The 25,071-nt window shown below is 61.2% G+C and carries 30 protein-coding genes and 1 tRNA gene; 8 read left to right on the forward strand and 23 right to left on the reverse strand.

Translation table 11 applies throughout. From position 1 onward, the window contains the following. The first annotated feature begins 10 nt into the window (after positions 1-10). The 4 genes from PC358_RS00360 to cysG are packed head-to-tail and all read left to right on the forward strand — an operon-like array spanning position 11 to position 4,410. Positions 11-1,336: a replication-associated recombination protein A gene (locus PC358_RS00360; protein ID WP_033696740.1), complete on the forward strand. Its 1,326-nt coding sequence runs from the start codon at positions 11-13 to the stop codon at positions 1,334-1,336. After that, the gene (gene crcB, locus PC358_RS00365; RefSeq protein ID WP_033696741.1) at positions 1,333-1,707 is read left to right on the forward strand and encodes a fluoride efflux transporter CrcB; all 375 of its coding nucleotides are present in this window, start codon (positions 1,333-1,335) and stop codon (positions 1,705-1,707) included. Before PC358_RS00360 ends, crcB begins: the two co-directional genes overlap by 4 nt. A 30-nt stretch (positions 1,708-1,737) precedes the next feature. After that, on the forward strand, positions 1,738-3,018 hold the full coding sequence (gene serS, locus PC358_RS00370; RefSeq protein WP_033696744.1) for a serine--tRNA ligase: 1,281 nt from the start codon (positions 1,738-1,740) through the stop codon (positions 3,016-3,018). Beyond that, positions 3,019-4,410: a siroheme synthase CysG gene (cysG, locus tag PC358_RS00375; RefSeq protein ID WP_033696745.1), complete on the forward strand. Its 1,392-nt coding sequence runs from the start codon at positions 3,019-3,021 to the stop codon at positions 4,408-4,410. A 34-nt stretch (positions 4,411-4,444) separates the two neighbouring features. On the opposite strand, the gene PC358_RS00380 is transcribed toward cysG, so the two are convergent. The 8 genes from PC358_RS00380 to PC358_RS00415 form a co-directional block, all read right to left on the reverse strand. Next, positions 4,445-5,407: a glutathione S-transferase family protein gene (locus PC358_RS00380; protein ID WP_033696746.1), complete on the reverse strand. Its 963-nt coding sequence runs from the start codon at positions 5,405-5,407 to the stop codon at positions 4,445-4,447. A gap of 95 nt (positions 5,408-5,502) precedes the next feature. Further along, positions 5,503-6,504, reverse strand: a complete 1,002-nt coding sequence (locus tag PC358_RS00385) for a glycosyl transferase family protein (protein ID WP_033696747.1) — start codon at positions 6,502-6,504, stop codon at positions 5,503-5,505. After that, the gene (locus PC358_RS00390) at positions 6,501-6,836 is read right to left on the reverse strand and encodes a TusE/DsrC/DsvC family sulfur relay protein (RefSeq protein ID WP_033696748.1); all 336 of its coding nucleotides are present in this window, start codon (positions 6,834-6,836) and stop codon (positions 6,501-6,503) included. Before PC358_RS00390 ends, PC358_RS00385 begins: the two co-directional genes overlap by 4 nt. Next, entirely contained in the window at positions 6,833-7,129 is a 297-nt protein-coding gene (gene tusB, locus PC358_RS00395) for a sulfurtransferase complex subunit TusB (RefSeq protein ID WP_033696751.1), read from the reverse strand. The genes PC358_RS00390 and tusB overlap by 4 nt, the downstream gene beginning before the upstream one ends. Then, positions 7,129-7,488, reverse strand: a complete 360-nt coding sequence (gene tusC / locus PC358_RS00400; protein ID WP_033696752.1) for a sulfurtransferase complex subunit TusC — start codon at positions 7,486-7,488, stop codon at positions 7,129-7,131. The genes tusB and tusC overlap by 1 nt, the downstream gene beginning before the upstream one ends. A gap of 1 nt (position 7,489) precedes the next feature. Next, positions 7,490-7,882 carry a sulfurtransferase complex subunit TusD gene (tusD, locus tag PC358_RS00405; protein WP_033696753.1) on the reverse strand — a complete coding sequence of 131 codons (393 nt, stop codon included), beginning with the start codon at positions 7,880-7,882 and terminating at the stop codon, positions 7,490-7,492. Positions 7,883-7,999: 117 nt separating this feature from the next. After that, positions 8,000-9,379, reverse strand: coding sequence for a nucleobase:cation symporter-2 family protein (locus PC358_RS00410; protein ID WP_033696754.1), 1,380 nt, complete (start codon positions 9,377-9,379; stop codon positions 8,000-8,002). 189 nt (positions 9,380-9,568) lie between these two features. After that, the gene (locus PC358_RS00415) at positions 9,569-10,240 is read right to left on the reverse strand and encodes a Bax inhibitor-1/YccA family protein (RefSeq protein WP_033696755.1); all 672 of its coding nucleotides are present in this window, start codon (positions 10,238-10,240) and stop codon (positions 9,569-9,571) included. Positions 10,241-10,373: 133 nt separating this feature from the next. On the opposite strand from PC358_RS00415, the gene PC358_RS00420 reads away from it, so the two are divergent. Beyond that, positions 10,374-10,461, forward strand: a tRNA-Ser gene (locus PC358_RS00420). A 119-nt stretch (positions 10,462-10,580) separates the two neighbouring features. On the opposite strand, the gene PC358_RS00425 is transcribed toward PC358_RS00420, so the two are convergent. The 10 genes from PC358_RS00425 to PC358_RS26730 all read right to left on the reverse strand — a co-directional run bounded on the left by PC358_RS00425 (position 10,581) and on the right by PC358_RS26730 (position 17,631). Further along, positions 10,581-11,750: a site-specific integrase gene (locus tag PC358_RS00425; RefSeq protein ID WP_033696757.1), complete on the reverse strand. Its 1,170-nt coding sequence runs from the start codon at positions 11,748-11,750 to the stop codon at positions 10,581-10,583. A gap of 134 nt (positions 11,751-11,884) precedes the next feature. Next, on the reverse strand, positions 11,885-12,082 hold the full coding sequence (locus PC358_RS00430; protein WP_033696759.1) for a hypothetical protein: 198 nt from the start codon (positions 12,080-12,082) through the stop codon (positions 11,885-11,887). Next, complete coding sequence (locus PC358_RS00435; RefSeq protein ID WP_033696761.1) at positions 12,079-12,531, reverse strand: hypothetical protein; 453 nt, start codon at positions 12,529-12,531, stop codon at positions 12,079-12,081. The genes PC358_RS00430 and PC358_RS00435 overlap by 4 nt, the downstream gene beginning before the upstream one ends. A gap of 276 nt (positions 12,532-12,807) precedes the next feature. Next, complete coding sequence (locus PC358_RS00440; RefSeq protein WP_050506015.1) at positions 12,808-13,155, reverse strand: DUF7673 family protein; 348 nt, start codon at positions 13,153-13,155, stop codon at positions 12,808-12,810. A gap of 47 nt (positions 13,156-13,202) precedes the next feature. Beyond that, positions 13,203-15,926, reverse strand: a complete 2,724-nt coding sequence (locus tag PC358_RS00445; protein WP_033699925.1) for a toprim domain-containing protein — start codon at positions 15,924-15,926, stop codon at positions 13,203-13,205. Positions 15,927-15,940: 14 nt separating this feature from the next. Further along, positions 15,941-16,180: a hypothetical protein gene (locus PC358_RS00450; protein WP_033696762.1), complete on the reverse strand. Its 240-nt coding sequence runs from the start codon at positions 16,178-16,180 to the stop codon at positions 15,941-15,943. Between the two features lie 71 nt (positions 16,181-16,251). Then, positions 16,252-16,626, reverse strand: coding sequence for a hypothetical protein (locus tag PC358_RS00455; RefSeq protein ID WP_033696763.1), 375 nt, complete (start codon positions 16,624-16,626; stop codon positions 16,252-16,254). Further along, entirely contained in the window at positions 16,623-16,922 is a 300-nt protein-coding gene (locus PC358_RS00460; protein ID WP_015270950.1) for an Ogr/Delta-like zinc finger protein, read from the reverse strand. The genes PC358_RS00455 and PC358_RS00460 overlap by 4 nt, the downstream gene beginning before the upstream one ends. Next, the gene (locus PC358_RS00465) at positions 16,919-17,392 is read right to left on the reverse strand and encodes a YmfL family putative regulatory protein (protein ID WP_025339750.1); all 474 of its coding nucleotides are present in this window, start codon (positions 17,390-17,392) and stop codon (positions 16,919-16,921) included. The genes PC358_RS00460 and PC358_RS00465 overlap by 4 nt, the downstream gene beginning before the upstream one ends. A 29-nt stretch (positions 17,393-17,421) precedes the next feature. Next, positions 17,422-17,631 (reverse strand): DNA-binding protein, encoded by a 210-nt coding sequence (locus PC358_RS26730; protein ID WP_061551190.1) that lies wholly within the window; start codon positions 17,629-17,631, stop codon positions 17,422-17,424. An 84-nt stretch (positions 17,632-17,715) separates the two neighbouring features. Between PC358_RS26730 and PC358_RS00470 the strand changes: the two genes are divergently transcribed. The 3 genes from PC358_RS00470 (at position 17,716) to PC358_RS00475 (ending at position 19,210) form a co-directional block, all read left to right on the forward strand. Continuing rightward, positions 17,716-18,030 carry a helix-turn-helix domain-containing protein gene (locus PC358_RS00470; protein ID WP_033699926.1) on the forward strand — a complete coding sequence of 105 codons (315 nt, stop codon included), beginning with the start codon at positions 17,716-17,718 and terminating at the stop codon, positions 18,028-18,030. A 106-nt stretch (positions 18,031-18,136) separates the two neighbouring features. Next, positions 18,137-18,298: a hypothetical protein gene (locus PC358_RS27640; RefSeq protein ID WP_156056725.1), complete on the forward strand. Its 162-nt coding sequence runs from the start codon at positions 18,137-18,139 to the stop codon at positions 18,296-18,298. A 54-nt stretch (positions 18,299-18,352) separates the two neighbouring features. After that, positions 18,353-19,210: a hypothetical protein gene (locus PC358_RS00475; protein ID WP_033696765.1), complete on the forward strand. Its 858-nt coding sequence runs from the start codon at positions 18,353-18,355 to the stop codon at positions 19,208-19,210. Here PC358_RS00475 and PC358_RS00480 read toward each other — a convergent pair whose 3' ends face one another. From PC358_RS00480 to PC358_RS00500, 5 genes are read right to left on the reverse strand one after another with little or no spacing between them, the layout of a single operon-like run. Next, positions 19,211-20,482 (reverse strand): phage late control D family protein, encoded by a 1,272-nt coding sequence (locus tag PC358_RS00480; protein ID WP_033696767.1) that lies wholly within the window; start codon positions 20,480-20,482, stop codon positions 19,211-19,213. It lies immediately after the preceding gene. Then, on the reverse strand, positions 20,479-20,919 hold the full coding sequence (locus PC358_RS00485; RefSeq protein WP_033696768.1) for a phage tail protein: 441 nt from the start codon (positions 20,917-20,919) through the stop codon (positions 20,479-20,481). The genes PC358_RS00480 and PC358_RS00485 overlap by 4 nt, the downstream gene beginning before the upstream one ends. Positions 20,920-20,925: 6 nt before the next feature. Next, positions 20,926-24,603 (reverse strand): phage tail tape measure protein, encoded by a 3,678-nt coding sequence (locus tag PC358_RS00490; RefSeq protein ID WP_244884615.1) that lies wholly within the window; start codon positions 24,601-24,603, stop codon positions 20,926-20,928. Next, positions 24,593-24,712: a GpE family phage tail protein gene (locus PC358_RS26735; RefSeq protein ID WP_033696769.1), complete on the reverse strand. Its 120-nt coding sequence runs from the start codon at positions 24,710-24,712 to the stop codon at positions 24,593-24,595. The genes PC358_RS00490 and PC358_RS26735 overlap by 11 nt, the downstream gene beginning before the upstream one ends. Before the next feature lie 8 nt (positions 24,713-24,720). After that, on the reverse strand, positions 24,721-25,059 hold the full coding sequence (locus PC358_RS00500) for a phage tail assembly protein (RefSeq protein ID WP_033696770.1): 339 nt from the start codon (positions 25,057-25,059) through the stop codon (positions 24,721-24,723). Positions 25,060-25,071: the final 12 nt, after the last annotated feature.

Below are 25,071 nucleotides of genomic sequence, written 5' to 3' on the forward strand. Positions count from 1 at the left end.
GGAGCCCGTGATGGACCTGTTTCGAAGCGAACCCGTCGCCCAGCCCCTGGCTGCTCGCCTGCGCCCGTCCAACCTGGACGAGTACGTCGGCCAGGAGCACCTGCTGGCGCGCGGCAAGCCGCTGCGCGAGGCGCTGGAGCAGGGGGCTTTGCACTCGATGATCTTCTGGGGCCCGCCCGGGGTCGGCAAGACCACCCTGGCGCGGTTGCTGGCGCAGTTCTGTGATGCCCACTTCGAAACCGTCTCGGCGGTGCTGGCGGGGGTCAAGGAAATTCGCCAGGCGGTCGAGGTGGCCAAGCAGCAGGCGGCCCAGTATGGCCGTCGGACCATCCTGTTCGTCGACGAAGTGCACCGCTTCAACAAGTCCCAGCAGGACGCTTTTCTGCCCTATGTGGAAGATGGCACGCTGATCTTCATCGGCGCCACCACTGAAAACCCCTCCTTTGAGCTGAACAATGCCTTGCTCTCGCGGGCGCGGGTGTATGTGCTCAAGAGCCTAGACGAGCCGGCCCTGCGCAAGTTGGTCGACCGGGCCCTCAGCGAGGAGCGCGGCCTGGGCCAGCACAACCTGCGGGTTGGCGACGAGGCCTTCAAGATGCTCATGGCTGCCGCCGACGGCGATGGCCGACGCATGCTCAATTTTCTCGAAAATGCCTCGGACCTGGCTGAAGATGGCAGCGAAATTGCTGTCGAGCTGCTGCAAAGCCTGCTCGGCGACAGCCGCCGCCGTTTCGATAAAGGGGGCGAGGCGTTCTATGACCAGATCTCGGCGCTGCACAAGTCGGTGCGCGGCTCCAACCCCGATGCGGCCTTGTACTGGTTCGCGCGCATGCTCGATGGTGGCTGCGACCCGCTGTACATCGCCCGCCGCGTGGTGCGCATGGCCAGCGAAGACATCGGCAACGCCGACCCTCGTGCCTTGAGCCTGTGCCTGTCGGCCTGGGACGTGCAAGAGCGCCTGGGCAGTCCCGAGGGGGAGCTGGCAGTCGCCCAGGCCATCACCTATATCGCCTGCGCGCCGAAGAGCAACGCGGTGTACATGGGCTTCAAGACCGCCCTGCGCGAGGCCGCCGAGCACGGCTCGCTGGAGGTGCCGCTGCACCTGCGCAACGCCCCGACCAAATTGATGAAGCAACTGGGCTATGGCGATGAGTACCGCTACGCCCATGACGAGCCCGATGCCTACGCGGCGGGTGAAGATTACTTCCCCGACCAGCTTGAACCCCGCCAGTACTATCAGCCCGTCCCCCGTGGCCTGGAGCTGAAGATCGGCGAGAAACTTCGGCACCTGGCCGAGCTGGATCGCAGCAGCCCCCGGCAACGGAGAAAACCGTGATTGCACTGATCGCCGCCGTCAGTGCGGGCGGTGTCGCCGGCACGTTGCTGCGCTTTGCCACCGCGAACTGGGTGGTTGCCCACTGGCCACGGCACTTCTATCTCGGTACGCTGGCGGTCAACCTGATCGGCTGCCTGCTGATCGGCCTGCTCTACGGCCTGTTCTTGCACAAGCCGATGGTGCCGGCCGAGCTGCGCGCCGGCCTGATGGTCGGCTTTCTTGGCGGCTTGACGACGTTTTCCTCTTTTTCGCTCGATACCGTACGCCTCATGGAAAGCGGGCAGATGCCCCTGGCTTTGGGCTATACCGGTATCAGCGTGGTGGGCGGGCTGCTCGCGACCTGGGCCGGCCTGTCCCTGACCCGATTCTGAACCAACACTTACATATAACGAGAGAACGATATGCTCGATTCCAAACTGTTACGCGGCCAACTTCAGGAAGTGGCGGATCGCCTGGCCTCCCGTGGCTTCAGCCTGGATGTCGCGCGCATCGAATCACTGGAAGAACGCCGCAAGGCGGTGCAGACCCGCACCGAGCAGCTGCAGGCCGAGCGTAACGCCCGCTCCAAGTCCATCGGCCAGGCCAAGGCCAAAGGCGAGGACATCGCGCCGCTGATGGCCGATGTCGAGCGCATGGCCAATGAGCTGGCAGCCGGCAAGGTCGAACTGGACGGCATCCAGGCTGAACTGGACGCCATCCTGCTGACCATCCCCAACCTGCCGGACGCCAGCGTGCCGGTCGGCGCCAGCGAAGACGACAACGTCGAAGTGCGCCGTTGGGGTACGCCGACAGCGTTCGACTTCGAGATCAAGGACCACGTCGCCCTGGGCGAGGTCAGCGGTGGCCTGGACTTCGAAGCCGCTGCCAAGCTGTCTGGCGCACGCTTTGCCGTGCTGCGTGGCCCGATCGCCCGCCTGCACCGCGCCCTGGCGCAGTTCATGATCAACCTGCACACCGGCGAGCACGGCTACGAAGAACACTACACCCCGTACCTGGTACAGGCACCGGCCCTGCAGGGTACCGGCCAGCTGCCCAAGTTCGAGGAAGACCTGTTCAAGATCACCCGTGAAGGCGAAGCCGACTTCTACCTGATCCCGACGGCCGAGGTTTCGCTGACCAACCTGGTCGCGGGTGAAATCCTCGATGCCAAGCAGCTGCCGCTCAAGCTGGTCGCCCACACCCCGTGCTTCCGCAGTGAAGCCGGCGCTTCGGGCCGTGATACTCGCGGCATGATCCGCCAGCATCAGTTCGACAAGGTCGAGATGGTGCAAGTGGTCGAGCCGTCCAAGTCGATGGAAGCCCTGGAAGGCCTGACAGGCAACGCCGAGCGTGTGCTGCAACTGCTGGAGCTGCCGTACCGCGTACTGGCGCTGTGCACCGGCGACATGGGCTTTGGTGCGGTGAAGACCTACGACCTGGAAGTGTGGGTGCCAAGCCAGGACAAGTACCGCGAGATCAGCTCCTGCTCCAACTGCGGTGACTTCCAGGCCCGTCGCATGCAAGCCCGCTGGCGCAACCCGGAAACCGGCAAGCCAGAGCTGGTGCACACCCTCAACGGCTCTGGCCTGGCGGTAGGCCGCACCCTGGTGGCGGTCCTTGAGAACTATCAGCAGGCCGACGGTTCGATCCGTGTGCCTGAGGTGCTCAAGCCGTATATGGGTGGCGTCGAGGTCATCCGCTAAATGGATTACCTGCCACTGTTCCACAAGCTGCAGGGCGGCCGGGTACTGGTTGTCGGTGGCGGTGAAATTGCCTTGCGCAAGGCGCGCCTGCTGGCTGATGCCGGCGCCGCGCTGCGCGTGGTGGCGCCCGAGGTTGATGGCCAATTGGCTGCATTGGCCCGGGAAGGTGGCGGTGAGGTGCTGGTGCGCGGTTATCAGGCGTCCGACCTGGTCGGTTGCCGGCTGGTGATCGCGGCCACCGACGACCCTGGGCTCAACGCCCAGGTGTCGGCCGATGCCCAGTCGCTCAACCTGCCGGTCAATGTGGTGGATGCGCCGGCCCTGTGCACGGTGATCTTCCCGGCCATCGTCGACCGCTCGCCGTTGGTGGTGGCTGTCTCCAGTGGCGGTGATGCGCCGGTCTTGGCGCGCTTGATCCGCGCCAAGCTGGAGGCGTGGATCCCTTCGGCGTACGGCGAACTGGCCGGGTTGGCCGCGCGTTTCCGGCACCAGGTCAAACGCCTGTACCCGGACGTCAACCAGCGTCGCGGTTTCTGGGAAAACGTATTCCAGGGCCCGGTTGCCGAGCGCCAGCTGGCCGGGCAGGGCGCCGAGGCCGAGCGCTTGTTGCAGGCGATGGTCGAGGGTGCGCCGGTGCAGCAGGGCGGTGAGGTGTATCTGGTAGGCGCGGGGCCGGGCGATCCGGACTTGCTGACCTTCCGTGCCTTGCGCCTGATGCAGCAGGCCGATGTAGTGCTGTACGACCGCCTGGTGGCCCCGGCCATCATCGAGATGTGCCGGCGTGATGCCGAGCGTATCTACGTGGGCAAGCGCCGCGCCGAGCATGCCGTGCCGCAGGACCAGATCAACCGTCTACTGGTCGACCTGGCCAAGCAGGGCAAGCGTGTGCTGCGGCTCAAGGGTGGCGATCCGTTCATCTTTGGGCGGGGTGGCGAGGAGATCGAGGAACTGGCCGAGCAGGGCATCCCGTTCCAGGTGGTACCGGGTATTACTGCGGCCAGTGGTTGCTCTGCCTACGGCGGCATCCCGCTGACCCATCGCGATTATGCGCAGTCGGTGCGCTTCGTGACCGGGCACCTGAAGGACGGGACCAGTAACCTGCCTTGGAATGACCTGGTGGCGCCGAACCAGACCCTGGTGTTCTACATGGGGCTGGTGGGCTTGCCGACCATTTGCGCCGAGCTGATTCGTCATGGGCGTGCGGCCAGCACACCTGCGGCGCTGGTGCAGCAGGGGACGACGCGTAATCAGCGGGTGTTCACCGGTACCCTGGCGGATTTGCCGGGCCTGGTCGCCCGGCATGAAGTGCATGCGCCGACCCTGGTGATTGTCGGGGAAGTGGTGCAGTTGCGTGAGAAGCTGGCTTGGTTTGAAGGGTCGCAACAAAGCTGAAATCGAACGGGGCCGCTTTGCGGCCCCGGCGTTATCAGCTATTAAGCCATATCCCATGCCCCGCCAAACGCTCCCGATCATGCGCCAGGCCAAACTCCTGCAGCGGCCCCTTGGGCACGATCCCATTCGGGTTGATGGTCTTGTGGCTCATGTAATAGTGCTTCTGGATGTGCTCCATATCCACCGTCTGCGCCACCCCTGGCCACTGGTACAGCTCGCGCAACCAGTTTGACAGGTTCGGGTAATCGGCCAGGCGCCGCAGGTTGCACTTGAAGTGCCCGTGATACACCGCGTCGAAGCGCACCAGTGTGGTGAACAGGCGCACATCGGCCTCGGTCAGGTACTCACCAGCCAGGTACCGCTGGCGGCTCAGCAGCGCTTCCAGATGAGCCAGCTCATTGAACACCTCGTCGAATGCCGCTTCGTACGCGTCCTGCGTCGTGGCGAAACCTGCGCGGTATACGCCATTGTTCACCGCTGGGTAGATCCGCTCGTTCAGTGCGTCGATCGTTGGGCGCAACGGCTCTGGGTACAGGTCCAGGCGATTGCCGGTCAACTCGTCGAAAGCACTGTTGAAGATGCGGATGATCTCGGACGATTCGTTGTTGACGATGCGCTTCTCTTTCTTGTCCCAGAGCACCGGCACGGTGACACGCCCAGTGTAATGCGGGTCATCCTGGGTATAGCGTTGGTGCAGGAACTCGAGGCCGTCGAGGTGATCGCCGCTGGAGCCCTGCTGCTGGTCGAAGGTCCAGCCGTTTTCTTGCATCAGCCAGCTCACCACCGACACATCGATAAGCGGCTCCAGGCCCTTGAGCGCACGCACGATCAGGGTGCGGTGGGCCCATGGGCAAGCCAGCGAGACGTACAGGTGATAGCGGCCGGCTTCAGGCGCGGGCAGGGAGTTGCGGCGCTGGGCGTTTTCGCGTTTAAAGGCACCGTCTTTGCCTGTTTCATACCACTGGTCGTGCCAGCGGCCGTCGATCAAAAGGCCCATGCTGAGCTCCTTGGAACAAAGTTGTTTGTCGTTGGAGCCCAGTCTAGGGAATATCGTTCGAACAAATAGCGCAAAGACTCGGGGTCTTTGATCGATTAAATCGATGTGTTGCGTTCGCTCCAGTAACGGCGCGCGGTGGCGAAGGCGTCTTCACGATGCTGGCCAAGGCCGCGCAGGGCCAAAGCCATGGTGGCGACCACCGCCATTTCGCCGTAACTGTCCTCGGCATCACCTTGCCACACGGCAAGCAGCTGCTGCGGTTGCAGGCTAGGCGGTTTGACGTGACGCCGTTCGCTCAGGGCTGGCCACTCTTCATCCCAGGCCTCGCCAGCGGTGGTGCCGTAGAGGTGGCTGATGACGTCGGGGTTGACTTCGATTTCGCCGCCGTCGCCCTTGATCACCACGGCGTGGTCGCCGAGCAGGCGGCTGGCTTCGCGGTGCACCGCCTGGTAGCCCGGGTGGAAGATGCTCTGCAGGCCGCAGCGTGCGCCCAGCGGGTTGAGTACCCGTGCCAGCGAATGAATCGGCGACCGCAGGCCCAGGGTGTTGCGCAGATCAATCATGCGTTGCAACTGCGGCGCCCAGTCCTGCAGCGGGAAGAACGCCAGGCGCTGCTGGTCGAGCGCGGTACCGACTGCCGACCAGTCACGGCACAGTGGGATATGCAGCAGTGCAAGCAGTTGTTCGGTGTACATGCGCCCGGCGGTATGGGCACCGCCACCATGCATCAGGATACGCACGCCGTTGTTGGCCAGGCACTTGGCGGCCAGCAGGTACCAGGGCAGGTGACGTTTCTTGCCGGCATAGGTGGGCCAGTCCAGGTCCACGGCGATGTGCGGGGCCTGCAGGTGCGCGCGCAGGGCCTCGGTGAAGCCGGCCAGTTCCTCGGCGCTTTCTTCCTTGTGGCGTAGCAGCATCAGGAAGGCACCCAGTTGAGCGTCTTCGACCTTGTCCTCCAACAGCAAGGTCATTGCTGCATGGGCTTCCTCGCGGGTCAGGCCGCGCGCGCCGCGCTTGCCTTTGCCAAGTATGCGCACGAATTCGGCGAACGGGTGTTCGGCGGGGGTTTGCAGGGTGAGCGGGCGTGGTTCGATCATATGCAGTTGGTCGGCTTGGGCAGGCCCGCCAGCTTGGCGGCAAGTTTGGCGGGAGTGCCGTTGAACAGGCGGTTCAGGTGCGCGCTGTTGCCCTTTTCGGGCCCCAGCTTGAGGGCGGTGTACTTGATCAGTGGGCGTGTGGCCGGGGAGAGCTGGAATTCCTGGTAGAACTGGCGCAGCAGTTCGAGGATTGCCCAGTGGTCCTCGGTCAACGGGATGCCTTCGCGTGCGGCGAGGGCATTGGCAACGGCCGGTGACCAGTCTTGCAGGTCGACCAGAAAACCGTCTTTGTCCAAGGCAATCGGCTGATCACCAACATTGAGGGTACTCATAACCAGCTGTTGACCTTGTCGTAATGCAGTGACAGCTGGACGAATGCGGCGTAGTCCACGGGCGTGGCCAGGTGGTTGGCAACTGCGCGGGCTTGTAGGTCTTCGTCGAGGGCGAACAGGCGCTGGCTGAGGTTTGCGCCCTGCAACAGGCGCTGTGGTTCGCTGCCGGCGTGCAGTGCATAGACCGCATCGCCACACAGCAGCAGTGCATCGTCGGCACCTAGCAGGCGCAGGCAGCTGGCCAGCCGGTTGTCGCCAAAGGGCGAATGGGCAATTACATGCAGGGTCGTCATCAGAGCGTTACCACCTGGTCGAAACGGGCGATCAATGCAGCCAGGGCCGCGTCGTCCAGCACTTGTACGGGCAGTTCCAGGGTGTCGGCTGCCAGGCCGCGCTGGCGCAAGCTGTGGCTGCAGGCGAACAGTGCTTCTACGCCGAACATCGGCAAGGCCTGCAGGTTGGCGCCAAGGTTTTTCTGTTGCAGGGCGGTGGGCTGCTGGCCTGGGGCAAGCTGGAACACACCGTCATCGAGGAACAGCATGCCCAGCGGCAGGTCGAACGCGCCCCCGGCCAATGCGATGTCCAGCGCTTCGCGGGCCGATGGGCCGTTCCAGGGGGCCTGGCGGCTGATGATCAACAAGGACTTGGCCATTTCAATCGCCTCCGAAGCAGATCAGGCGATCGGCACTCTGCGCCGCCTCGTGCAGTTGGCCGAGCCCCGACAGCTCCCAGGGCTTGGGCAGGTTCGCGGCCGGGCGTTGATAGCGGCTGGCCTCGGCTTCGTCGAGCACGCCACGGCGCAGGGCGGCGGCAATGCACACCACAGCGTCCAGTTGGTGGCTGTCGATGAAGGTGCGCCATTGGGCGGCGACATCCAGCTCATCCTGAGGGGTAACCACATTGGCCGAGGCACTGTGTACCCCGTCCTGGTAGAAGAACAGCCGGGCAATCTCATGCCCGCCGGCCAGCACCGCCTCGGCAAAGCGCAGCGCGCGGCGCGAGGAGGGCGCATGGGCCGGGGAAAATACCGCGATAGCGAATTTCATGGACAACTCATGCAAGGGAATGCCGCCATGATAAAGCAAAAAAGCCCATCCCCGCTCATGCAAGGGCCTTGTGGCCTTGCGCAAAGGGGTGGGCTTTTCAACTGAGGCGCCGAGTGATCAGGCGCGCTCTTTACTCTCTGGCAGGAACCAGTTCAGTACCAAGGCGCAGATACCGCCGGTAGCGACGCCGGACTCCAGCACATTGCGGATCGCCGCTGGCATGTGGGCCAGAAACTCTGGCACCTGAGCCACACCCAGGCCCAGCGCCAGCGATACCGCGATGATCAGCAGGGCGCGACGGTCCAGCTGAGTGCTGGCCAGAATGTTGATGCCCGAGGCCGCTACCGCGCCGAACATGACCATGGCTGCGCCACCGAGCACCGGCTCCGGTACCGCCTGGATCACCCCGGCAACCGATGGGAACAAGCCCAGCAGCACCAGCATGACAGCGATCCAGATGCCGATGTGGCGGCTGGCGATGCCGGTCAGCTGGATAACGCCATTGTTCTGGGCAAAGATCGAGCTGGGGAAGGTGTTGAACAGGCCAGCCAGCAGCGAGTTGGCGCCGTTGACCAGCACCCCGCCCTTGATCCGTTGCATCCACACCGGGCCTTCGACTGGCTGGCGCGAGACCTTGCTGGTAGCCGTGACGTCACCGATGGCTTCCAGCGACGTCACCAGGTAGATCACCAGCATCGGAATGAACAGCGCCCACGAGAAGCTGAGGCCAAAGTGCAAAGGTGTTGGCACCTGGAATAGCGCGGCCTCGTGCATGCCGGTGAAGTCCAGGCGGCCCAGATAGCCGGCCAGTGCATAACCGACCGCCAGGGCGATGACGATGGCGCAGCTGCGCATCCAGACCACCGGGATGCGGTTGAGGATGACGATGATCGCCAGCACCACACCCGACAGCAGCAGGTTCTCGCCATTGGCGAAAGTGCCATTGGCCATCGCGCCAAAGCCGCCGCCCATGCTGATCAGGCCGACCTTGATCAGGGTCAGGCCGATCATCAGCACGACGATGCCGGTCACCAGCGGGGTGATCAGACGTTTGACGAACGGCAGGATGCGCGACACGCCCATTTCCACGAAGGAGCCCGCAATCACCACGCCGAAGATGGCTGCCATCACGCCTTCAACCGGCGTGCCTTGCTTGACCATCAACGCGCCACCGGCAATCAGCGGCCCGACGAAGTTGAAGCTGGTGCCTTGGACAATCAGCAGCCCCGCACCGAACGGCCCGAAGCGCTTGCACTGGACGAAGGTGGCGATACCGGAGATCACCAGCGACATCGACACGATCAGGTTGGTGTCACGTGCCGAAACGCCAAGCGCCTGGCAGATCAGCAGGCCCGGCGTGACGATTGGTACGATGATCGCAAGCAGATGCTGCAACGCCGCCAGCAGGCCGATCAGCAGCCGCGGCTTGTCCTCAAGGCCAAGCACCAGTTCATTGGCAGGCGCCGATGCGCCTGGGCTGTGTTCGTGTGAGCTCATTGCACAAAGGCGCCCTGGGAGAAAAAAGGAGCGCATTCTACGGGCTGAGGCGCGTCAGGGGTAGTGGCAAGCACGATGGCAGCATGATCGGTGGCTATTCACCCAATAAGCTGACTTTTAGGTCAATCTCTGCTCATGAAAAAGCCCGCCGAAGCGGGCTTTCCTTTAACTGCATTCGACCAATCGCAATCAGTCGTCGCGGCCCATGATGCCGAACAGCTGCAGCAGGCTGACGAACAGGTTGTAGATCGATACATACAGGCTGATGGTCGCCATGATGTAGTTACGCTCACCGCCATGGATGATCGCGCTGGTCTGGAACAGGATGCAGACCGACGAGAACAGCACGAAGCCAGCGCTGATCGCCAGTTGCAGGCCGCTGATCTGGAAGAAGAAGCTGGCAACCACTGCACCCAGCAGCACGAAGAAGCCTGCGGTGATGAAGCCGCTGAGGAAACTCATGTCCTTGCGGGTGATTAGCACGTAGGCCGACAGACCACCGAACACCAGCGCGGTCATGGCGAAGGCCGAGCTGACCACTTCAGCGCCACCGGCCATACCCAGGTAGCGGTTGAGGATAGGGCCGAGGATGAAGCCCATGAAGCCGGTGAGGGCAAAGGTGGACACGATGCCCCAGGCCGAATCACGCAGTTTGTTGGTGAGGAAGAACAGCCCGTAGAAGCCGATCAGCACCACGAAAATATTCGGGTAGCCGACGCGCATCTGCTGGGCAACGAAGGCCATGACACCGCTGAAGGCGAGGGTGAGTGCCAGCAGGCTGTACGTGTTGCGCAGGACCTTGCTGATCTCCTGCTGCTCGACCTGCTGGCCGTGGTGTACGGCGTAATCCTGTTCGCGCATGGCGACACTCCTTGGTAAACCTGTGGTTTCAGACGTTCAGATGCTAGGAGTCTATCAGAGCTCCTGCAACCGGCGACATAGAGAGTTTGACAGCGTGTTTCATTACGGTATTATGGCGGCCGCAAAACGAGCTGGAAGCGTGGCCGAGTGGTTTAAGGCAACGGTCTTGAAAACCGTCGATGGGCAACTATCCTAGAGTTCGAATCTCTACGCTTCCGCCATACAAGTGCTTGATTTCATTGATGTTCGCCACCGCTTAACCCGCAAATGGGAGCGTTTTGGGAACACTTTGGGAATGACAGCAAAAGAAAGGGGCCCTTGCGGCCCCTTTTTTTTGCGTTCAGGTCAACCTGAGTGCCTGGTTTAACAACCCCACCACATCCGGCCCGTCCTCGCTGATCCACTTTGCGTAGTGCTTGAAAATCATCGCCGTCGATGTGTGCCCCATCTGGTCTGCAATCCACTCTGGCGTGGCTATGCCGCTGCTCAGCAGCTGGCTGGCGAACGTGTGTCTGCAGGTGTTCGGCCCACGCTGACGGACGCCGGCCCTCTCCAGGTGCAAGATCCACCAGCCATGCCGCAGCACATCAGAGGAGCGGTATGGCTCACCCGTGGCAGTGTTGTGGAAGACGAACCGCACGCGCTGCTCTCGCATAGTCCGGTTGTCGCGATCGACAACCTCGATCAATTCCGGTGGCAGGTCCTGCGTGTACCTGGCCTGCGCCTTGAGGGCGCGGAGGGCGGGAGCGAGCAGTTTGACCTTGCGGGTAGATCGTCTGGTCTTGGTCACCTTGTACTGACCGGCCACCCGCGCGCGACGAATCTCCACGGTACCCGCCACCAGGTCGACGTCTTCCCAGGCTAGGGCAATTGCTTCGCTGACGCGCGGGCCAGTCCAGATCATGAACTCCGTCAGGTTGATTTCCTGATGCCGCTCAGTCTGCTGTCCAAGGATCGCAGTGATTTCTTCCCGGGTGAACGGGTCTGGGTCGTCAGCGTCGGGCAGCGAGATAGTGATGCCGTCGGTTGGGTCGAACGCGAAGCGGTTTCGGGTGCGGTACAGCTGGAAGATCTGCCGCAGGTGGCTGACGATCTCGCGTACGGTCTTGTTGTGCAGCTTGGGCATCAGCACGCTTTGCACCCAGTGTTGAATGTCCAGGTGATCGATGCGATCTGCCTGCTGGTCGCCCCAGCGTGGGCGAATGTGCTTCTCGGTGCGGCTGCGGTACATGGCGAAGCCGCTCGCTGCCATCTGGTTGCCCTTTATCTCTAGCCACAGGTCGATGTAATGGCCGAGGGTGTTGGTCTTGACTCGAGGCGAGTCGGGGAAGTGTCGGGCATAGTTGAACGTGCCGGCCTCAATTTCATAATTGATTAATCCTACAAGACGCTCGGCGTTGGCAAGGTTTGCGGGTGAGGCGTCGCCGGGGATTGTTTCCCGGCACAGCTCGCCCTGGTAACGGAAATACACGCGGACATGGTTGCCGCGAACTTCGACTCCAGCTGCCATTTTATTACTCGAAAACGAAGAGACGGCCCAGTTTATGGGCCGCCTTCAGGGATGGCCCGCTTCTGGACCTAGGAGATTGTTCAGTAGTTTCTGGGCCAGCTATCCATCAGATCGGTTATCTGGACACGAAACTGCTAACAATGCCGGCGTGCCTTCTGGGTGCGCTTGGCTTCAACGTTGGCCATGTAGGTTTCCCACTCCACCGACTTGCGCTCTTGGCGGATCTTGCTGCAGCGCTGATGCGTCCTGGTCGAGCGTGCTTTGTTGCAGATGTCACAATGGTTAGGAAGGTCCAGAGAGTGACTGGCCAAGCGTGGGCGAGAGAGGGTCATTCAGCGTCTCCTTGCCCAGAGTTGCAACGCGGTTCGAAAGCCAGCAGCAAACCAGTCATGTAATCGATGGCTTGCATGGCGTTATCGTCGTTCTCGCCGAACACCTCCCGAGCTGTAGCCTCGGCGCGGGAAACGGCCTTTTTCCAGTCCTCGGGCGGTTCCTCTGCAATTACGTCGGCATCCCAGCCGGTCGCCCGGCGTCGGCGCATGAGATTGAGCGCATTGGCGGCTCCCTGTGCCAGACCGTGATAGCTGCCGTCTGCCAGATCATCCACGAACTCTTCCAATGCATCCATGGCCGCTAGGCCGTGGCCCAAGCTCCAGGCAACTACCTCGCCGCCGTCTACTTCGCGCGGGACTGTCTGGCCAGAGGCTCCACGGATTACAAGGGTGTCGTAACGTACTGTGTTAGGCTTTTGCGCGCCGACTTCGGGGGTTTCTACTTGCATGTCGTTTCTCCTTGGGGTTGGTCGGCGCCGGGGGGTTGCAGCTCCTCGGCGCCTCCTGATTACTTGAGGTCTGCCGACCAGTTGCAGCTGGCCTGCATGTCTGTCGTGATTATCTGGGTAACCTCTTCACGGCCATGGCGAATGGCAGTGAGGCTCCAGGACGGGTCACCGGGTACCGCGAGTGCGGCAGCCGGCACTCGGCCACGGTGTACCCGCTGTCGCTTACCCAGCAACGCGGGATGACCTTGCCGTCCTGGTTGCGCTTCGCCTGCCACTTCATCCCCAGTACTCGCGCAATTGGTTGAAGATCATTTGGCCCTTCGGCAGGTATTCGTGGATCTCTTTCTCGGGGGTGTTGTCCAGTCGGAGGACGGCGAGGCAATCTTCGAACAAGCCGACATCGATGCTGCGTAGGTCGGTGAGGATGAAGGGGGAGGTCGTGGCGTCGTACAGGCCGAGCAGGAAACGGCCGATCACCCGGCTTTGGCCTGTATCCCGCACAGCTACTGGAACCAAGCGGGCGAGTGCATGGGTACCAGCCTCGCGGATGGCTGGACGCTCTTCCTGGTACTGCACCAGGGCATCGAAAAGGACATTGCGGTCGAGGGTTTGGGCTTTTTGCATGTCGTTTCTCCTTGGGGTTGTGCCTGGCGTTGCAGCGCCAGACATGTTCAGCCGGCCTTGAAGGTCCAGCACTTGACGGTGGTTGGTCGTGTGTTCGCGCTGGTGGTGCGGCTGTTGAACGCCGCACGCACAGCGCTATCGACTGCGCGGTTGGCGTCGACAAACGGGCGCGATTTGCTGTTGCGCAGTAAATTGCGCAGGGTGGTTGCGTCGGCGAGCTTCTGTTTGTGCTCGGCGGCCCGTTCGCAGAACTCGTTGAGGTGAACTGCGATCAGTTCCGCGTTCTTGCTGTGGTCTACCACTGGCTCGTCGCTGAGCGACTCCAGGTAGTCGAACACTTCCCAGAATTCGGCCACTTCCTTCGGGTCAGAGTTAACGGCCAGCTGGCGGCCAACAGCCATGGCGCGCAGCTCGCGAAGGGTGCCTTCGTGCTGGCTGTCAGTCATCGGCACGACCGATCGCAGCGCGTCTACCAGGGCCATCATCTGGGCGTGGTTCTTGATGATCCGCTCGATGCGGATCTCGCGCTTTTCGCGCAGTGCCTGCTCATGCACCTTTACCTGGGCACGGAAAGTTTCCATGACCTTCTGCTCAGCCTTGGCTGCCATCAGCAGGAAGTGGCTCACTTCGCTGGCTTGCAGGTGGTTCAGGTTGTCAGCGGCCGCACGGCTGTCGCTGGTGACCTCCGGGCGCACGAAGTGCAGCTTGACGATACGAGTGAGGATGGCCTCAGACGCAACGACTGAGGCGTTCTGGCTAAATACCAGCGTTGCGCGGAAGGGCGGGGCGTTGGTGTCGTTGCCACCGTTCTTCACACCGGTCAGGCCCAGGCCGCGGCCGTTGAACAACGGCTTGAACTGGTCAAAGTCAAAGGACTTGGCTGCGCCTGTCTCGGCGTCACTGCGGTCGGCCTCGAGCATTACCACGGGCATGCCCGAGGTTTGGCTCAGCCAGCGACGCAGGCCCGCCTTGGTCATCTTGATAGGGTCGTCGCCTTCCTCATCTTGGCGCCCCATGAGCTTCCACAGGAACATCAGCAGGGTGGACTTACCGGCGCCGGCCTCGCCGGTCACCTCCAGAAACGGGAACGACTGGAACTCGGCGCGGATCTGCTCGGCGAACAACGACCCAAACCAGAAAGCGAGGGCGATCACGCCCTGGGTGTTGAAGCAGGTCCACAGCCACTTGAACCACTCGGGGCGGTAGGCTGAGATGTCCCGGTTGATTTCGAGCTTGATCGACTTCTGCAGCGACTTGAGGCGTAGGCCTTTGAATTCGAAGTAGTCCTCGGCATTTGCCTGCTCGAGCACACCACCGCGCACGGCCAGGTCGCCGAACACATAGCAGCCGTACTCTTTGCTGTAGCCGACATAGTCGATGGTCTTGACGGTTTTCAGGGCAAACAGCTGCTGCTGCATGATCCGATCGAGCTGGGAGGCGCTGCCGGTGAAGTAGGCGCCGGCTGCCATCCCGACCAGGCGCTTCTTGAATTCGCTGGGAGTGGTGACCTGCCCACCGGTGAAGGTGTTCAGCACGCTCGGCTCGTCGTGCGGGAAATCGACGCGGAAGTAGTACCAGGACTCGTCCGTCACCTCGTTGCGCTGGAAGTACAACGCTTGCGGGTAGCAGTTGGCGATCTCGATCACCGCGCCGCACTGGCGAAGCGCCTTGTCGCGGCGCTGGCGATCAGTCAGGACCAAGTCTTCCTGCCGCTCGGACTCGTCCAGCTGCTGGAGCGCCTTGTTGAACTTCTCCACATCCATCTTGAACCAGTAGAGGCGGTTCTCGTAGGAGAAGTGAAATTCCTGGCGCTCGCGCCAGTCGTACATCAGCACGCCTTTCTCGGCCGCGCTGTCTGCCAGCAACAAGCTGCCGTGATAACGCGCCTCGCGCAGGTCTCGATCAATCCGCTCCTGGCGCTTGTCAGCGTCGATGAAGTTCCAGCGCTGGTGCAGGTCGTTCCAGTCCACCTTTCGGCCATTCTGTGGGATCTGGGCTGCTTCGCAGGTGAATCCCAGCTCGCGGGCCAGTGCTGCATGCTTGCGTGTGAAGCGATGGGCGGCTGGTTCATTGTCCAAGGCCCATACCAGGCGCGGGAGTTTCTTGCCATGGCCGCGACGCAGCTCGGCCAGCGCCTTGAGCGATTCGAACGGGAATGCGCCCGAACTCATGGCCGATACGGCGTCTATGTCGTGATGCAGCAGGCCGATGGCATCGAAAATACCCTCGACGATCCACAACTCGTCCACTTCCAGCAGATCAACCGTTGGCGGGTACCACCAGTAGCCTTTGGGTGATTGGCCGGGCGCAAAACGTGCTTTTTTCTTGCCAAACCGGTGCGGCTGGTCGATCAGGCGCTCCCAATAGCCGCCGTGCTCCAGGTTGAAACGAACTGTGGCGCTGCCAATCCCGAGATTGCGATCCCAGTAGTTTTCCTGGGTGTACCAGCCTTTGACGAGGTCCAGGTCAAAGCCGCGGGCGTTCTGCAAATAGGCGTTTGCCGATGCTCGAGGAGATTCCTGGGTGGCCGGGTAGCGCTTGCTGTAATCATCGAACAGATCGTCGAACAACTCTTTGATGTGCCATTGCTCACCACATTTGCTCTCTCGACCGCACTTGATGAACCAGGGCTCGTCCTGGCGCGAGTACAGCTCTTTTTTGCCGCAGTTGGGGCAGGTCCCCTTGCGCAGGTACTGAGTACCGGCCATAGGCTTGAGGCCGTACTGATCCTGCAGACGCCGAAGTACTTCGGCGCGCAGGCCGTGTTCCATGGGCTTGCGGTTCACTACGCGCGCTCCCCGTTGCCGGCCAGCTGCTTGCGAAGCTCACGGCAGGTCCGGCCAATGCCGACCAGGTAAGGGATGTCGTTCAGCACCTTGGAGCCGCGCTTACCGGCCGGAACGTTGCGGTAGCGGTCCGAGTGCCAGACTTCGGCCATGGTGGTGTCAAACTGAGAGTTGAGCCATTGCAGGTAGCGTTGCGCCTGCTGCTCATCTAGCTCCAGTTGGATGGTGATTTTGCTCATGTCGGCCACCAGTTGAATGCAGTTTCCCCTTACCCACGCAGAACGCGGCATCGGGAAGGGGGTTGTTCGGGTTACTTCGAGGTGTTGCAGGTCTGCTGCATACGTCTGGGCAGGTAGCGCGCCGGCACCAGGTGCCGCTGCTGGGTCGTTGTGTCCAGCAGGATCAGCTGTGCCCTGAAAATCCCGCTGGTCGGGCATACGCCCAGGAGCTTCAAGCGCCCAGTGGTCTTGCTCTCGAACTCAGCGACGGCCAGCTCAGCGATGCGTTGTACCAGGTGTGCAGGCACTTCCAGCGACTGCGCCAGGAAGCGGCTGCAGTTCTCCAGCACCTGGTGGTCGCCGGCAAGGTGTAGGCCCTCCCGGCGGAACAGGAAGGCCACGGCGGCCTGCTGCATGGCAGCGCGGTAATCGGTTTCAGGGTTGGTGGTCAGGGCGATGGCGTTCATGCGGTGGCTTCCTCCATGTCCAACTGGTCCAGCAGGTCGGGTTGATCGTCAGCAGCAGCGGTTTGCATTGCTTGGCGGCGCATGGCCACCGGGGCGACAGGAAGGCGAACCGTGGGGTTTGGCATGCCGCTCGGGCTCATTTCGTGGGTCATTTCGAACTGCGCCCGTACGGACCAGCCGCAACCCTCATTTGCGCATTGCAGGTAAGCGATCCGCAGGAAGATGTGTTTGCCTTCGCTAGTGCGGATGCGCATGCGGCTGGAGCAGTGGGGGCAAACGAGCTTATAGGTGCTCAATTCGAATCCCCTTTCGTATGCAGCTGGATGGTCGCTGTCACCTCGGCCGTGCGAGCGGAGAGGTACTGGTGGTGCGCATCCATGATGAATTTGGCTTCGTCTTCCTCGATGACGCCGTCTTCCAGGGACTTGGCTATGATCTGGTCGACTACCCCACGCTTGGCAGCAGCCCGCACTGAGCGCTGGTAGAGCTCGACGTTGTCCAGGTCTTCGGGCTGGATAAGCGGCACGAACATGCCCCCGTACATCTTGGCGATGAACTCGGGCAGGTGCGTGGTACCGGCGTCGGTTTCCAGAAGGTGGATCTGGTCGTAAGTCAGTGGGCGGCTACCGGCGTTCTCATAGACGCGGTTGTCGAACTGCTTGAGTTCGTAACCGAGACGGGGGGCCGCGCATTCACGACCGCCGGGGTAGGCGCATACCACTGCGCTCACTACCTGGCGAAGGGTTTCTAGAACTGGTCGCTTCATGTTCTGGTTTCCTCCTTGAGCCAGGGGGCTTAATTTTCAGGACCGGGTTTTATGCCGAGCAGTACTGCTGCACGGTGCGCTTCACCCCGGAGGCACTTTTTCTGGCCGTTCAGGACCGCGTACACGGTGGAGGGGTTGAGGTCATGCTTCTCAGCCCACTCTTTCGCTGAAATTCCTTGTTGCGCGAGGCGAGCGCGCGCTTCCCGGCATGCTTGCTCGGTGGGGTAGGTGTTCGGCATAGTCTCGTTTCGTGTGATTTCGTGTGATGGCGTGATGATTATTTCCCTCAAACGAGGGAAAGTCAATCGTCTATGGAGACGTTTGTGGGAATTGGCGAACGCCTTAAAGAAGAACGGGAGCGCTTGGGTCTAAATCAGACCGAGTTTGCTGCTCTGGCGGGTGCATCAAAAAATACTCAATACAACTACGAGAAAGGCGAGCGGAGCCCGGATGCAAACTATTTGGCAGCGGCTGCGCACCAGGGAGTCGACATCCTTTACGTAATCACTGGGCAGCGACTCCCTTCCCCAGAGACGTCACTCGCAGCTGGTGAGGCGGAAATCCTGCGGCAAATCCGTTCGCTCGATACGGAAGATCGAGCTGCTGTTGAGCGGCTGCTCGCCGCATTCAATCGATAGGTCGGCTCCTGGCACGCCGGAGCGTGCCGAAATCTCCCGTCACCGGGTGCTTTGGTAGGTATCGAGGTTGGTACCGGGCGCCCGCACGTGTGAAATGGAGTGAAACATGTCGATGAAGAACGAGGTGCAAAGCAATCAGTCGAAGGCGCATGAAGCGACCGAGCTCAACAAGCTTGAGCAAGTGGTTATTAGAATGTTCAGGCAACTAGACGATCAAGGACGAGAAGACATAGTTCGTTTTCTCGATGCTTTACTGGCAGTTCGATAATTTTGTACGACGCGGCTAGATGTCGGGTTTTGGACTGGAGGAGTAAGTAATAAAATGGATTCGAAGAAGCATAAAACGTTGGCGCGCTCAAGGCTTTTCCAATTTTCAATAGCGTTCCCGTTGTTGTTGGGCTTGGGTCTCGGGGTTCTGATTGCAATTAATACAGAGCTTGGTGGTCTGTGTTTAAGTTCTACGTGTATTCGGAATTTTTTTGAGCACTTTAAGTTTGCTCTAACTATCGCGGGTGCTTCGCTTCCCTTGGCAGCTTTAGTGGCCGCAATCCACCGCTCTAACGAAGCTGCTATGCAGATTGAAGTTGCTTCGAAACAGTATGACGAGGCTGTAAAAAACAATAGATTTGGTAATTATCTGAAGCATAGAGAGAGTTTTGAAAAGCTTGTGGTTGCCCATGTCACGAGAAGTGCTTCCGATGAGCGATATGTCAAGCCATATATTTTTCCTAGCAGCTTATATGTAAAGATGTTTCCGGCAAGCGGCTTTAAGGCAGAGGCGTGGTATGGAGAACCCGACTACGAAACGTTTGCTTCACTTGAACATTCTGTGGCAGTGCTCATGGGGCAAATAAAAGGAGATAGCTTTGATGTAGATGTTTTCTTTGAGCATCTTCAACATGTCTCAATGTTTTATGGGGTTGGTTATCATGAATTCCAAGCGGTTCGGCTGCGTTCAAATGCGAGGGTTGTGTTGATTGTACCGAAACATGAGGACGCTGCTACGGCGATAATCACTCTTGTGAATGAACTTGTGAGTCTTCATGGAGTGGTTAGGACCTATATTGGAATGAATAATGACGATGATTTGGTGTGGGGCAGGTACTGGGCGAAAACTCACACTAACCTGTCTCTTTCAATGAGTTGCTTAGTAATTGATAAACTCGCTCAAGAGTCTTGATCAAGGCTCCCTGAGGCGTTGCCATTCACGATTAGCGGCCCGACGAGCATTTTTCTCGCTCACGTACACATGCCGCAGTCGTCTCGGTCTGGTCTGGTCGCCGGCCGTGACCGACTTCTCTTGCCCGGTGGCCGTGTCTCGGTAGAACGCGATGATGCCGGTGTATTCGATTTTGCCTCTCACCCCGTCCTCGAGAAGGCCATCAACGCTGTCCTCCGGCAACTTGCTTTCCAGCTCCAGGCTGACTGTGTAACCGGAACTGTCCGTCAGGCTGTGTTGCACGTTGCCGCCGTACCAGATGATTTCGTCGATTTCGGCCTTTACCCCCTGGAGCGTGTACGTCAGTTCGGGGATCAGATTTGGCAGGCCTTTGGCCAGCGTATAGCTGAGCGTTGCGCTACCCCGCTGCAGGCGGTTCAGCTCGGCCCTGGCGGCCCGCAATGCAGACTGACGGTCGCTATAAGTGTGTCGAAGGTCCTTGAGGTTTTCGCCTCCCCCGGCAATGGCTTCCTGCTTTTTCGTACTGTTGACGTCGTAGAAGTAGGCGCGTACACCGTCGTAGCTGTCGCGATCAGCCTGGAGGAAGCGGTGCTGATCGCCGTCACGGCGGGTGAGGGTGATGTGTGGCAGGCCCAGGCCGCTGACTGTCTTGCCGCCGCCTGCCGGCATGCACACCAGGCAACCAGCTTTCACAGTGGCCACGGCATCGAAGTCCTCGCCGAGGCGGGTTAGCAGGTTGGCGTCGGACTCGTTGGCCTGGTCCAGCTGGTGGATCGTTTGGCCGTCCAATGTGCCGGCTATTTTCGCGGTAAGTCCGTTGCCTAAGGCAACATCGCGTAAGACCTTGCCGAGCGTTGTGGTGCTCCAGCTGCGCTCGCGCTTGGTCTTGAGGCCCTTGCGCAGATCCGCCGATCGGGCGCGAATGCTCAGGATATCCGGCGCGCCACTGTGCTCTGTTTCATCGACAATGTAGCTCCCCTTGTCGATAAGGCCGGTGTCGCTCCAGCCGAGCCACAGGCGTATCACTGCGCCCCGGGGCGGTATCGTGAGCAACCCGTCGTGATCGCTCAGCGTGATGCTCAGCTGATCCGCTTCAAGCCCCCGGTTGTCCGTCAGATGCAGGCTCATAAGACGGGAGGCGATCCGCATGGCGATATCGTTGCCGTCCACGGTGATGCGAAATGCCGGTATCGGATAGGCAGCGTCGCGTTGCAAGCCGTCGATGGCATCGCGTAGGTAGCCGGTAACTTTCGAGAGGGCCGCATCGATCACAGCAACCCCCGCAGGATGTTCAGGCCGCTGCTTACACCGGAGCCGAGCAAGTCGCTGCGACCGTCATCGATGCGCTTGAGCTTGATGGTGAAATCGATGCGCCGGGCAGCGCCGTCCTGGAAGAAAACTGTTCTGTTATCGCTCAGACTTTCGATAACCCACAGCCCGAGCAATCGGCCCGTACCTTCAACCAGCGGCCAGGCCTTGCCCGTATCGGCCATCTGGCGCAGGGCATCCAGGCTGACGGTTGTACCCGCCAGTTCGGGAAGCAGCAGTCCTGGAAGCGTAATGGCGTCTTCGCCGCGGCCGAGGAACTGCAGTGCTGGCTGCGCTCCGACACGGTTGTTCGCGGCGTGACGCCAATCGGTTTGTCGCTGCATTTCCTGATAGGCCAAGGTGTGCAGACTGAAAACGAACATGCCCAGGGCGAGCATCATGTCGGGTTACTCCTGGTCAGAGAGGCGGCTGCGCTGGCGGGCGGATTTCTCGCGGTTACGGCGGTCCAGCTCAGCGCTGACGGCCCGGGCAATGGCTTGTGGGTCCATACCCGGTGTCGGGTGAATGTTGATTGTGATGACGTCGTGGCTGTCGCTGATGCTGGGCGCAGCGCCTGCAATAGGAGGCCGGCTGTCCAGGGTGATACCTGGGGCTGCGTTCGCCGCTAGGGACTGGCCGGCACCAAGCTGGGGAGCAACTGCCTGCAGATCCCGTTGGCGCAAGTTAGCCAAATGCTTGCCCAGGCTGATGACCTCGGCAGTTGGTCGGTTGGCGTCGATCTGTGGCACCAATGCCCGGATGTCAGGCGATGCGATGTTGGCCAACTGCTTGCTCAGGCTGACGACTTCGGCAGCTGGTCGGCTGGCGTCGGCCTTTGGCACCAATGCCTGGACGTCAGGCGCTGCGATGTTGGCCAGCTGCTTGCTCAGGCTGATGACCTCGGCAGCCGGCCGGCCGGCGTCGACTTGTGGCACCAATGGCTGGACGTCAGGCGCTGCGATGTTGGCCAACTGCTTGCTCAAGCTGATGACCTCAGCAGCCGGTCGGCCGGCGTCGACTTGTGGAGCCGCTGCCAGGACCTCCTGCGGTGCAACCTTGGCCAATTTTTTGCTCAGGCTGAGCACTTCGGCAGGGCGCTGCTGGCCCGATCCGGCCGGTGGCACCGCTTCTTGGATGTCCAGGCGCCCGACCTTGGCCAACTGGCTATTCAGCTCGGCAATGTTCGCGGGAATCGCCTGATCAATGCCTGGTGTCGCAAAGTTTTTGTCCAGCGCCCCGGCCTGGGCCAACTGCGCGCCTAAGCTGCTTGCGCTCGTAACCAGGTCCTTACTCGCCCCGACTTCTGGCGCATTGGCCTGCAGGTCGAACTGACCGGCTTTAGTCAGGTCTTGCCCCATGCGAGCGACGGCATCGAGCGGAGCTTTCGCGCCGGCATTGACGCCGACAGCCAGTCCCTCCGTGGTGAAGCCACCCAGCTCGGCAAATACCCGTGACGGGCTGTGGATGCCGAGCTTTTCCTTGAACCAGCCAATTGCAGAATCGCCGAGATTACCAATGGCGCTCTTGATCTGTCCCAGGCCTGCCAGCAGGCCATTAACCAGGCCGTTGACGATCATGCTGCCAAACTCTGTGAAGCGGGCCGGCAGTTCGATGCCCAGGTAGTTCAACACTCCCGCAAAGGCCTGGTAGATCAGTCCGATCGGGCTGAAGTTGGCCAGAACGGTGAGAATGCCGCCGATGCCAGCACTGAAGCCCGCGCGAATTTCGGTCCAGGAGTTGGCGAAATACGCTTTGACCTGGTCCCAATTTTGATAGAGCAGGTACGCACCGCCGGCCAGCACCGCGACGACAGCCGCAATGGCCAGCGCTACAGGGTTCATGGCCAAGCCCCACAAGGCGATGCTGACAGCCCGAATTGCCGTCAACAGTCCACCGCTGAGCACACTGGCCAGCTTCCCGACCACCGGCAACACACTGGCGCCCTTCACGCTGAACAGCGTCATGCCATAGCGCACCATGGCGAAGGGGCCGAGCAGACTGGCCATGGTGATTGCCAAGGCCCCGAAGCCGGCGGCGAGCACCGCGACGGCCGCAACAATCTTCACCAGACCACCAGCCAGCCCAGGGTTCTCCCGGGCCCAGGCGCCGACGCTGGCTGCCATTTCACCCAGGGTAGGGATCAGCCCCTTGAGTTCCGGGGCGACTGCCGCGCCAAAATCGGCCATGGCATTGGTGAAGCTGCCCTCGGCCGCCTCCATGACGTTGCTCAGCGTTCCCAGTTGCTCGTTGACGCGAGTCCGCAAATCGGCCTGGTCCTGGAGCTTTTGCTGCACCTCCTGATATCCGGCCAGGCCCTTGTTCATCATGGTGTTGAGGACGGCCATGGTCTCGGCGTCGTCGCCGAACAGCGACTTGATCGTTGCAGTACGATCTTCGTCGTTGAGTACCTTGAGCTTCTCGATCTGCTTGTAGAGGTTCTCCAGACCCGCGAAGTTACCATCGTCGTTGGTAAAGTTGAGCTTGATTCCTCGGCTTTTCAACGCTGTGGAGTCGTTGACATCCTCGACACCGCCCTTGTCCAGGCCTGCCTGGAAGATCTTGCGGTAGGCGTTACCGGCAGCGCCGCCCTCCATGCCGGCCTGGTCCATCATGATCAGCAATGGCCCAAGCTCTTTCGCCGCTTCGATGCCGGTTTTCTTGATGACGTCCATCACCGGCGCGATTTTGCTGAAGCCCTGCAGCATGTTGCCTGGGTCAACGCCGGCATAGAAGCCGCGCTGAATGGTGTCCATCAACGCCATCATGTCTTTTTCAGATGTGCGTGTAGCGTCCTGCATCTTCGCCGCGAACTCAGCCGATTCTTCCACCGGCATCTTCAACTGCACGCCCAGGTAGGCGGCCGCTTCGCCGGTGCCGCCCAGGATGCTCTGCGCGCTCAGGCCTTGCCGGCGCAACATGGTCATCATGTTCTGGAAGTCGGCGGTGGTGCCAGGCAGACGATCGCCCAGACGCGTGGCCAGGTCGGTGATCTTCTGGAAGTCTTCGGCGACCTGGCCGTTGTTGCCCATCATCGAGACCTTCAGCTGTGTGGCCGAATCCTCGTTGGGTGCAAAGGCTTGAATCGCGGCTTTCACCGGCTGTGCTGCGGCATAACCGGTGGCCAGGCCGGCCGCGCCGGTACCGGCCATGCTCGCCCCCAAGCGCTGTGCTTTTTCCAAATCGCTGCGGGCCTTGGCCAACTTCGCCTGCTTGGCCGCCAGCTGGTCCATGCGCTTGGCCTGGGCGCTGATGGCTTCGTTGGTGGCGCTGATCTGGTCGCGCAGCTTGCGCTCATGGCTTGCCAGGTCGCGGGTACTGATCCCAGCGGCTGACAGCTTGGCGCGCAGAGCCTGGAGTGCCTGCTCTTGTGAGGCATGCTGGGATTTCAGGGCCCGCGCCTCGCGCAGGGCGGTGCGGAACTCCTGGTTGAGCCCCTGCATCGGTGCACGTGCTTCCTGCAGTTGGTTGCCAAGCGCCGACAGGCGCTCCCGATGCTCACGGGCCTCGGCCGCGCTGGCACGGTGTTGCTGCTGTAGTTCCTTCTGGCTACCACTGAGCTGACGCACCAGTGTCAGTTGAGCCTGCTGCTGTGTAACAAGGGCCGCATATTCGTTGCGCAGTTGCTCTGTGGGCTGGTTCGTCCTGCCGATCTGCTCGCCCAGGTCCCTGATGCGCTTGCGGTTTTCTTGCCATACTTGGTTGGCCGCTCGTGCCTGCTCGCGGGTTTGCTTCAGCTGCGCGGTGAGGGATTTGTGGTGATCGTTCAGGGCAGAGGTTTCGCCCTGGAGCTTGTCATAGCTGGCCTGGAGCGGCTGGACTGCACGCTCCTGGTCACGCAGCGCGCCGGCCAGCTCCTGGACGCGGCTCTGGGTCGCGTTCAGGGCATCGGCGGTCTTGCGGGCTTCGGTGAGCTGGGAACGCCAAGCACTCACATCCTTCTGCTGGGCGTTCAGTTCCTTGAGGCTGTCCCGGGCAGCCTTGAGGGCTTTGGCGGTCTCTTGGCTGCCCTGACTGATCTGGCGCAGCGGTGCGGTGGCTTTGTTGATCGCGCTCAACACCACTTCTAGGCGCAGGTCATTGGCCATTGTTGCTACTCCTCAACCGCGCCCGCTCGCGCCAGTCCATCAGGTCCTTCACGCCGAGCACGTCCATGTCGCTCGGCGTCCAGTGGAAAACCACGGCCACATCGGCCATGGCATCTTCTACGCAACGAGGGACGCGTCCGTCTTCATCCGCTTCTGCAGCAAAAAACCGGACACTTTCACGCCCACAGCGACCAGGTCGGCAGGGTCCAGGCGGCCGGCCTCGTACTCATTGAGCTCGCTGATGCGCGGGATCAGCTTGATCAGGCTCGCCACATCCATCTGCAGCAACTCGGACAGGTGGATACCGCGCAGCTCGCCTGCGGTGGGCTTGCGCAGCGTGATGACGGCAATTTCGGTTTTGCCACGCTGGATCGGGGTGTCCAGCTCGACCTGGTTGTCGTTCAGTTGTTTGGCTTCGGCAGTGGCTGCGGCGGCGGTGGCTTCGGTAATTTCCATGGTGGCTCCAGT

Source organism: Pseudomonas capeferrum, from assembly GCF_000731675.1.
Taxonomy (GTDB): domain Bacteria; phylum Pseudomonadota; class Gammaproteobacteria; order Pseudomonadales; family Pseudomonadaceae; genus Aquipseudomonas; species Aquipseudomonas capeferrum.

Bases quoted from the DNA above. Each gene is read 5' to 3' on its own strand.
- serS (WP_033696744.1), top strand. From the start codon at position 1,738: ATGCTCGATTCCAAACTGTTACGCGGCCAACTTCAGGAAGTGGCGGAT.
- PC358_RS00465 (WP_025339750.1), bottom strand. From the start codon at position 17,392: ATGAAGCGACCAGTTCTAGAAACCCTTCGCCAGGTAGTGAGCGCAGTG.
- PC358_RS00410 (WP_033696754.1), bottom strand. From the start codon at position 9,379: ATGAGCTCACACGAACACAGCCCAGGCGCATCGGCGCCTGCCAATGAA.
- tusB (WP_033696751.1), bottom strand. From the start codon at position 7,129: ATGACGACCCTGCATGTAATTGCCCATTCGCCCTTTGGCGACAACCGG.
- PC358_RS00490 (WP_244884615.1), bottom strand. From the start codon at position 24,603: ATGGCCAATGACCTGCGCCTAGAAGTGGTGTTGAGCGCGATCAACAAA.
- PC358_RS00380 (WP_033696746.1), bottom strand. From the start codon at position 5,407: ATGGGCCTTTTGATCGACGGCCGCTGGCACGACCAGTGGTATGAAACA.
- PC358_RS00425 (WP_033696757.1), bottom strand. From the start codon at position 11,750: ATGGCAGCTGGAGTCGAAGTTCGCGGCAACCATGTCCGCGTGTATTTC.
- PC358_RS00485 (WP_033696768.1), bottom strand. From the start codon at position 20,919: ATGATGCTCGCCCTGGGCATGTTCGTTTTCAGTCTGCACACCTTGGCC.
- PC358_RS27640 (WP_156056725.1), top strand. From the start codon at position 18,137: ATGTCGATGAAGAACGAGGTGCAAAGCAATCAGTCGAAGGCGCATGAA.
- PC358_RS00360 (WP_033696740.1), top strand. From the start codon at position 11: ATGGACCTGTTTCGAAGCGAACCCGTCGCCCAGCCCCTGGCTGCTCGC.
- PC358_RS00415 (WP_033696755.1), bottom strand. From the start codon at position 10,240: ATGCGCGAACAGGATTACGCCGTACACCACGGCCAGCAGGTCGAGCAG.
- PC358_RS00450 (WP_033696762.1), bottom strand. From the start codon at position 16,180: ATGAGCAAAATCACCATCCAACTGGAGCTAGATGAGCAGCAGGCGCAA.
- tusD (WP_033696753.1), bottom strand. From the start codon at position 7,882: ATGAAATTCGCTATCGCGGTATTTTCCCCGGCCCATGCGCCCTCCTCG.
- PC358_RS00390 (WP_033696748.1), bottom strand. From the start codon at position 6,836: ATGAGTACCCTCAATGTTGGTGATCAGCCGATTGCCTTGGACAAAGAC.
- tusC (WP_033696752.1), bottom strand. From the start codon at position 7,488: ATGGCCAAGTCCTTGTTGATCATCAGCCGCCAGGCCCCCTGGAACGGC.
- PC358_RS00475 (WP_033696765.1), top strand. From the start codon at position 18,353: ATGGATTCGAAGAAGCATAAAACGTTGGCGCGCTCAAGGCTTTTCCAA.
- PC358_RS00500 (WP_033696770.1), bottom strand. From the start codon at position 25,059: ATGGAAATTACCGAAGCCACCGCCGCCGCAGCCACTGCCGAAGCCAAA.
- cysG (WP_033696745.1), top strand. From the start codon at position 3,019: ATGGATTACCTGCCACTGTTCCACAAGCTGCAGGGCGGCCGGGTACTG.
- PC358_RS00435 (WP_033696761.1), bottom strand. From the start codon at position 12,531: ATGCAAGTAGAAACCCCCGAAGTCGGCGCGCAAAAGCCTAACACAGTA.
- PC358_RS00445 (WP_033699925.1), bottom strand. From the start codon at position 15,926: ATGGAACACGGCCTGCGCGCCGAAGTACTTCGGCGTCTGCAGGATCAG.
- PC358_RS00385 (WP_033696747.1), bottom strand. From the start codon at position 6,504: ATGATCGAACCACGCCCGCTCACCCTGCAAACCCCCGCCGAACACCCG.
- PC358_RS26735 (WP_033696769.1), bottom strand. From the start codon at position 24,712: ATGGCCGATGTGGCCGTGGTTTTCCACTGGACGCCGAGCGACATGGAC.
- PC358_RS00455 (WP_033696763.1), bottom strand. From the start codon at position 16,626: ATGAACGCCATCGCCCTGACCACCAACCCTGAAACCGATTACCGCGCT.
- PC358_RS00440 (WP_050506015.1), bottom strand. From the start codon at position 13,155: ATGCAAAAAGCCCAAACCCTCGACCGCAATGTCCTTTTCGATGCCCTG.
- PC358_RS26730 (WP_061551190.1), bottom strand. From the start codon at position 17,631: ATGCCGAACACCTACCCCACCGAGCAAGCATGCCGGGAAGCGCGCGCT.
- PC358_RS00430 (WP_033696759.1), bottom strand. From the start codon at position 12,082: ATGACCCTCTCTCGCCCACGCTTGGCCAGTCACTCTCTGGACCTTCCT.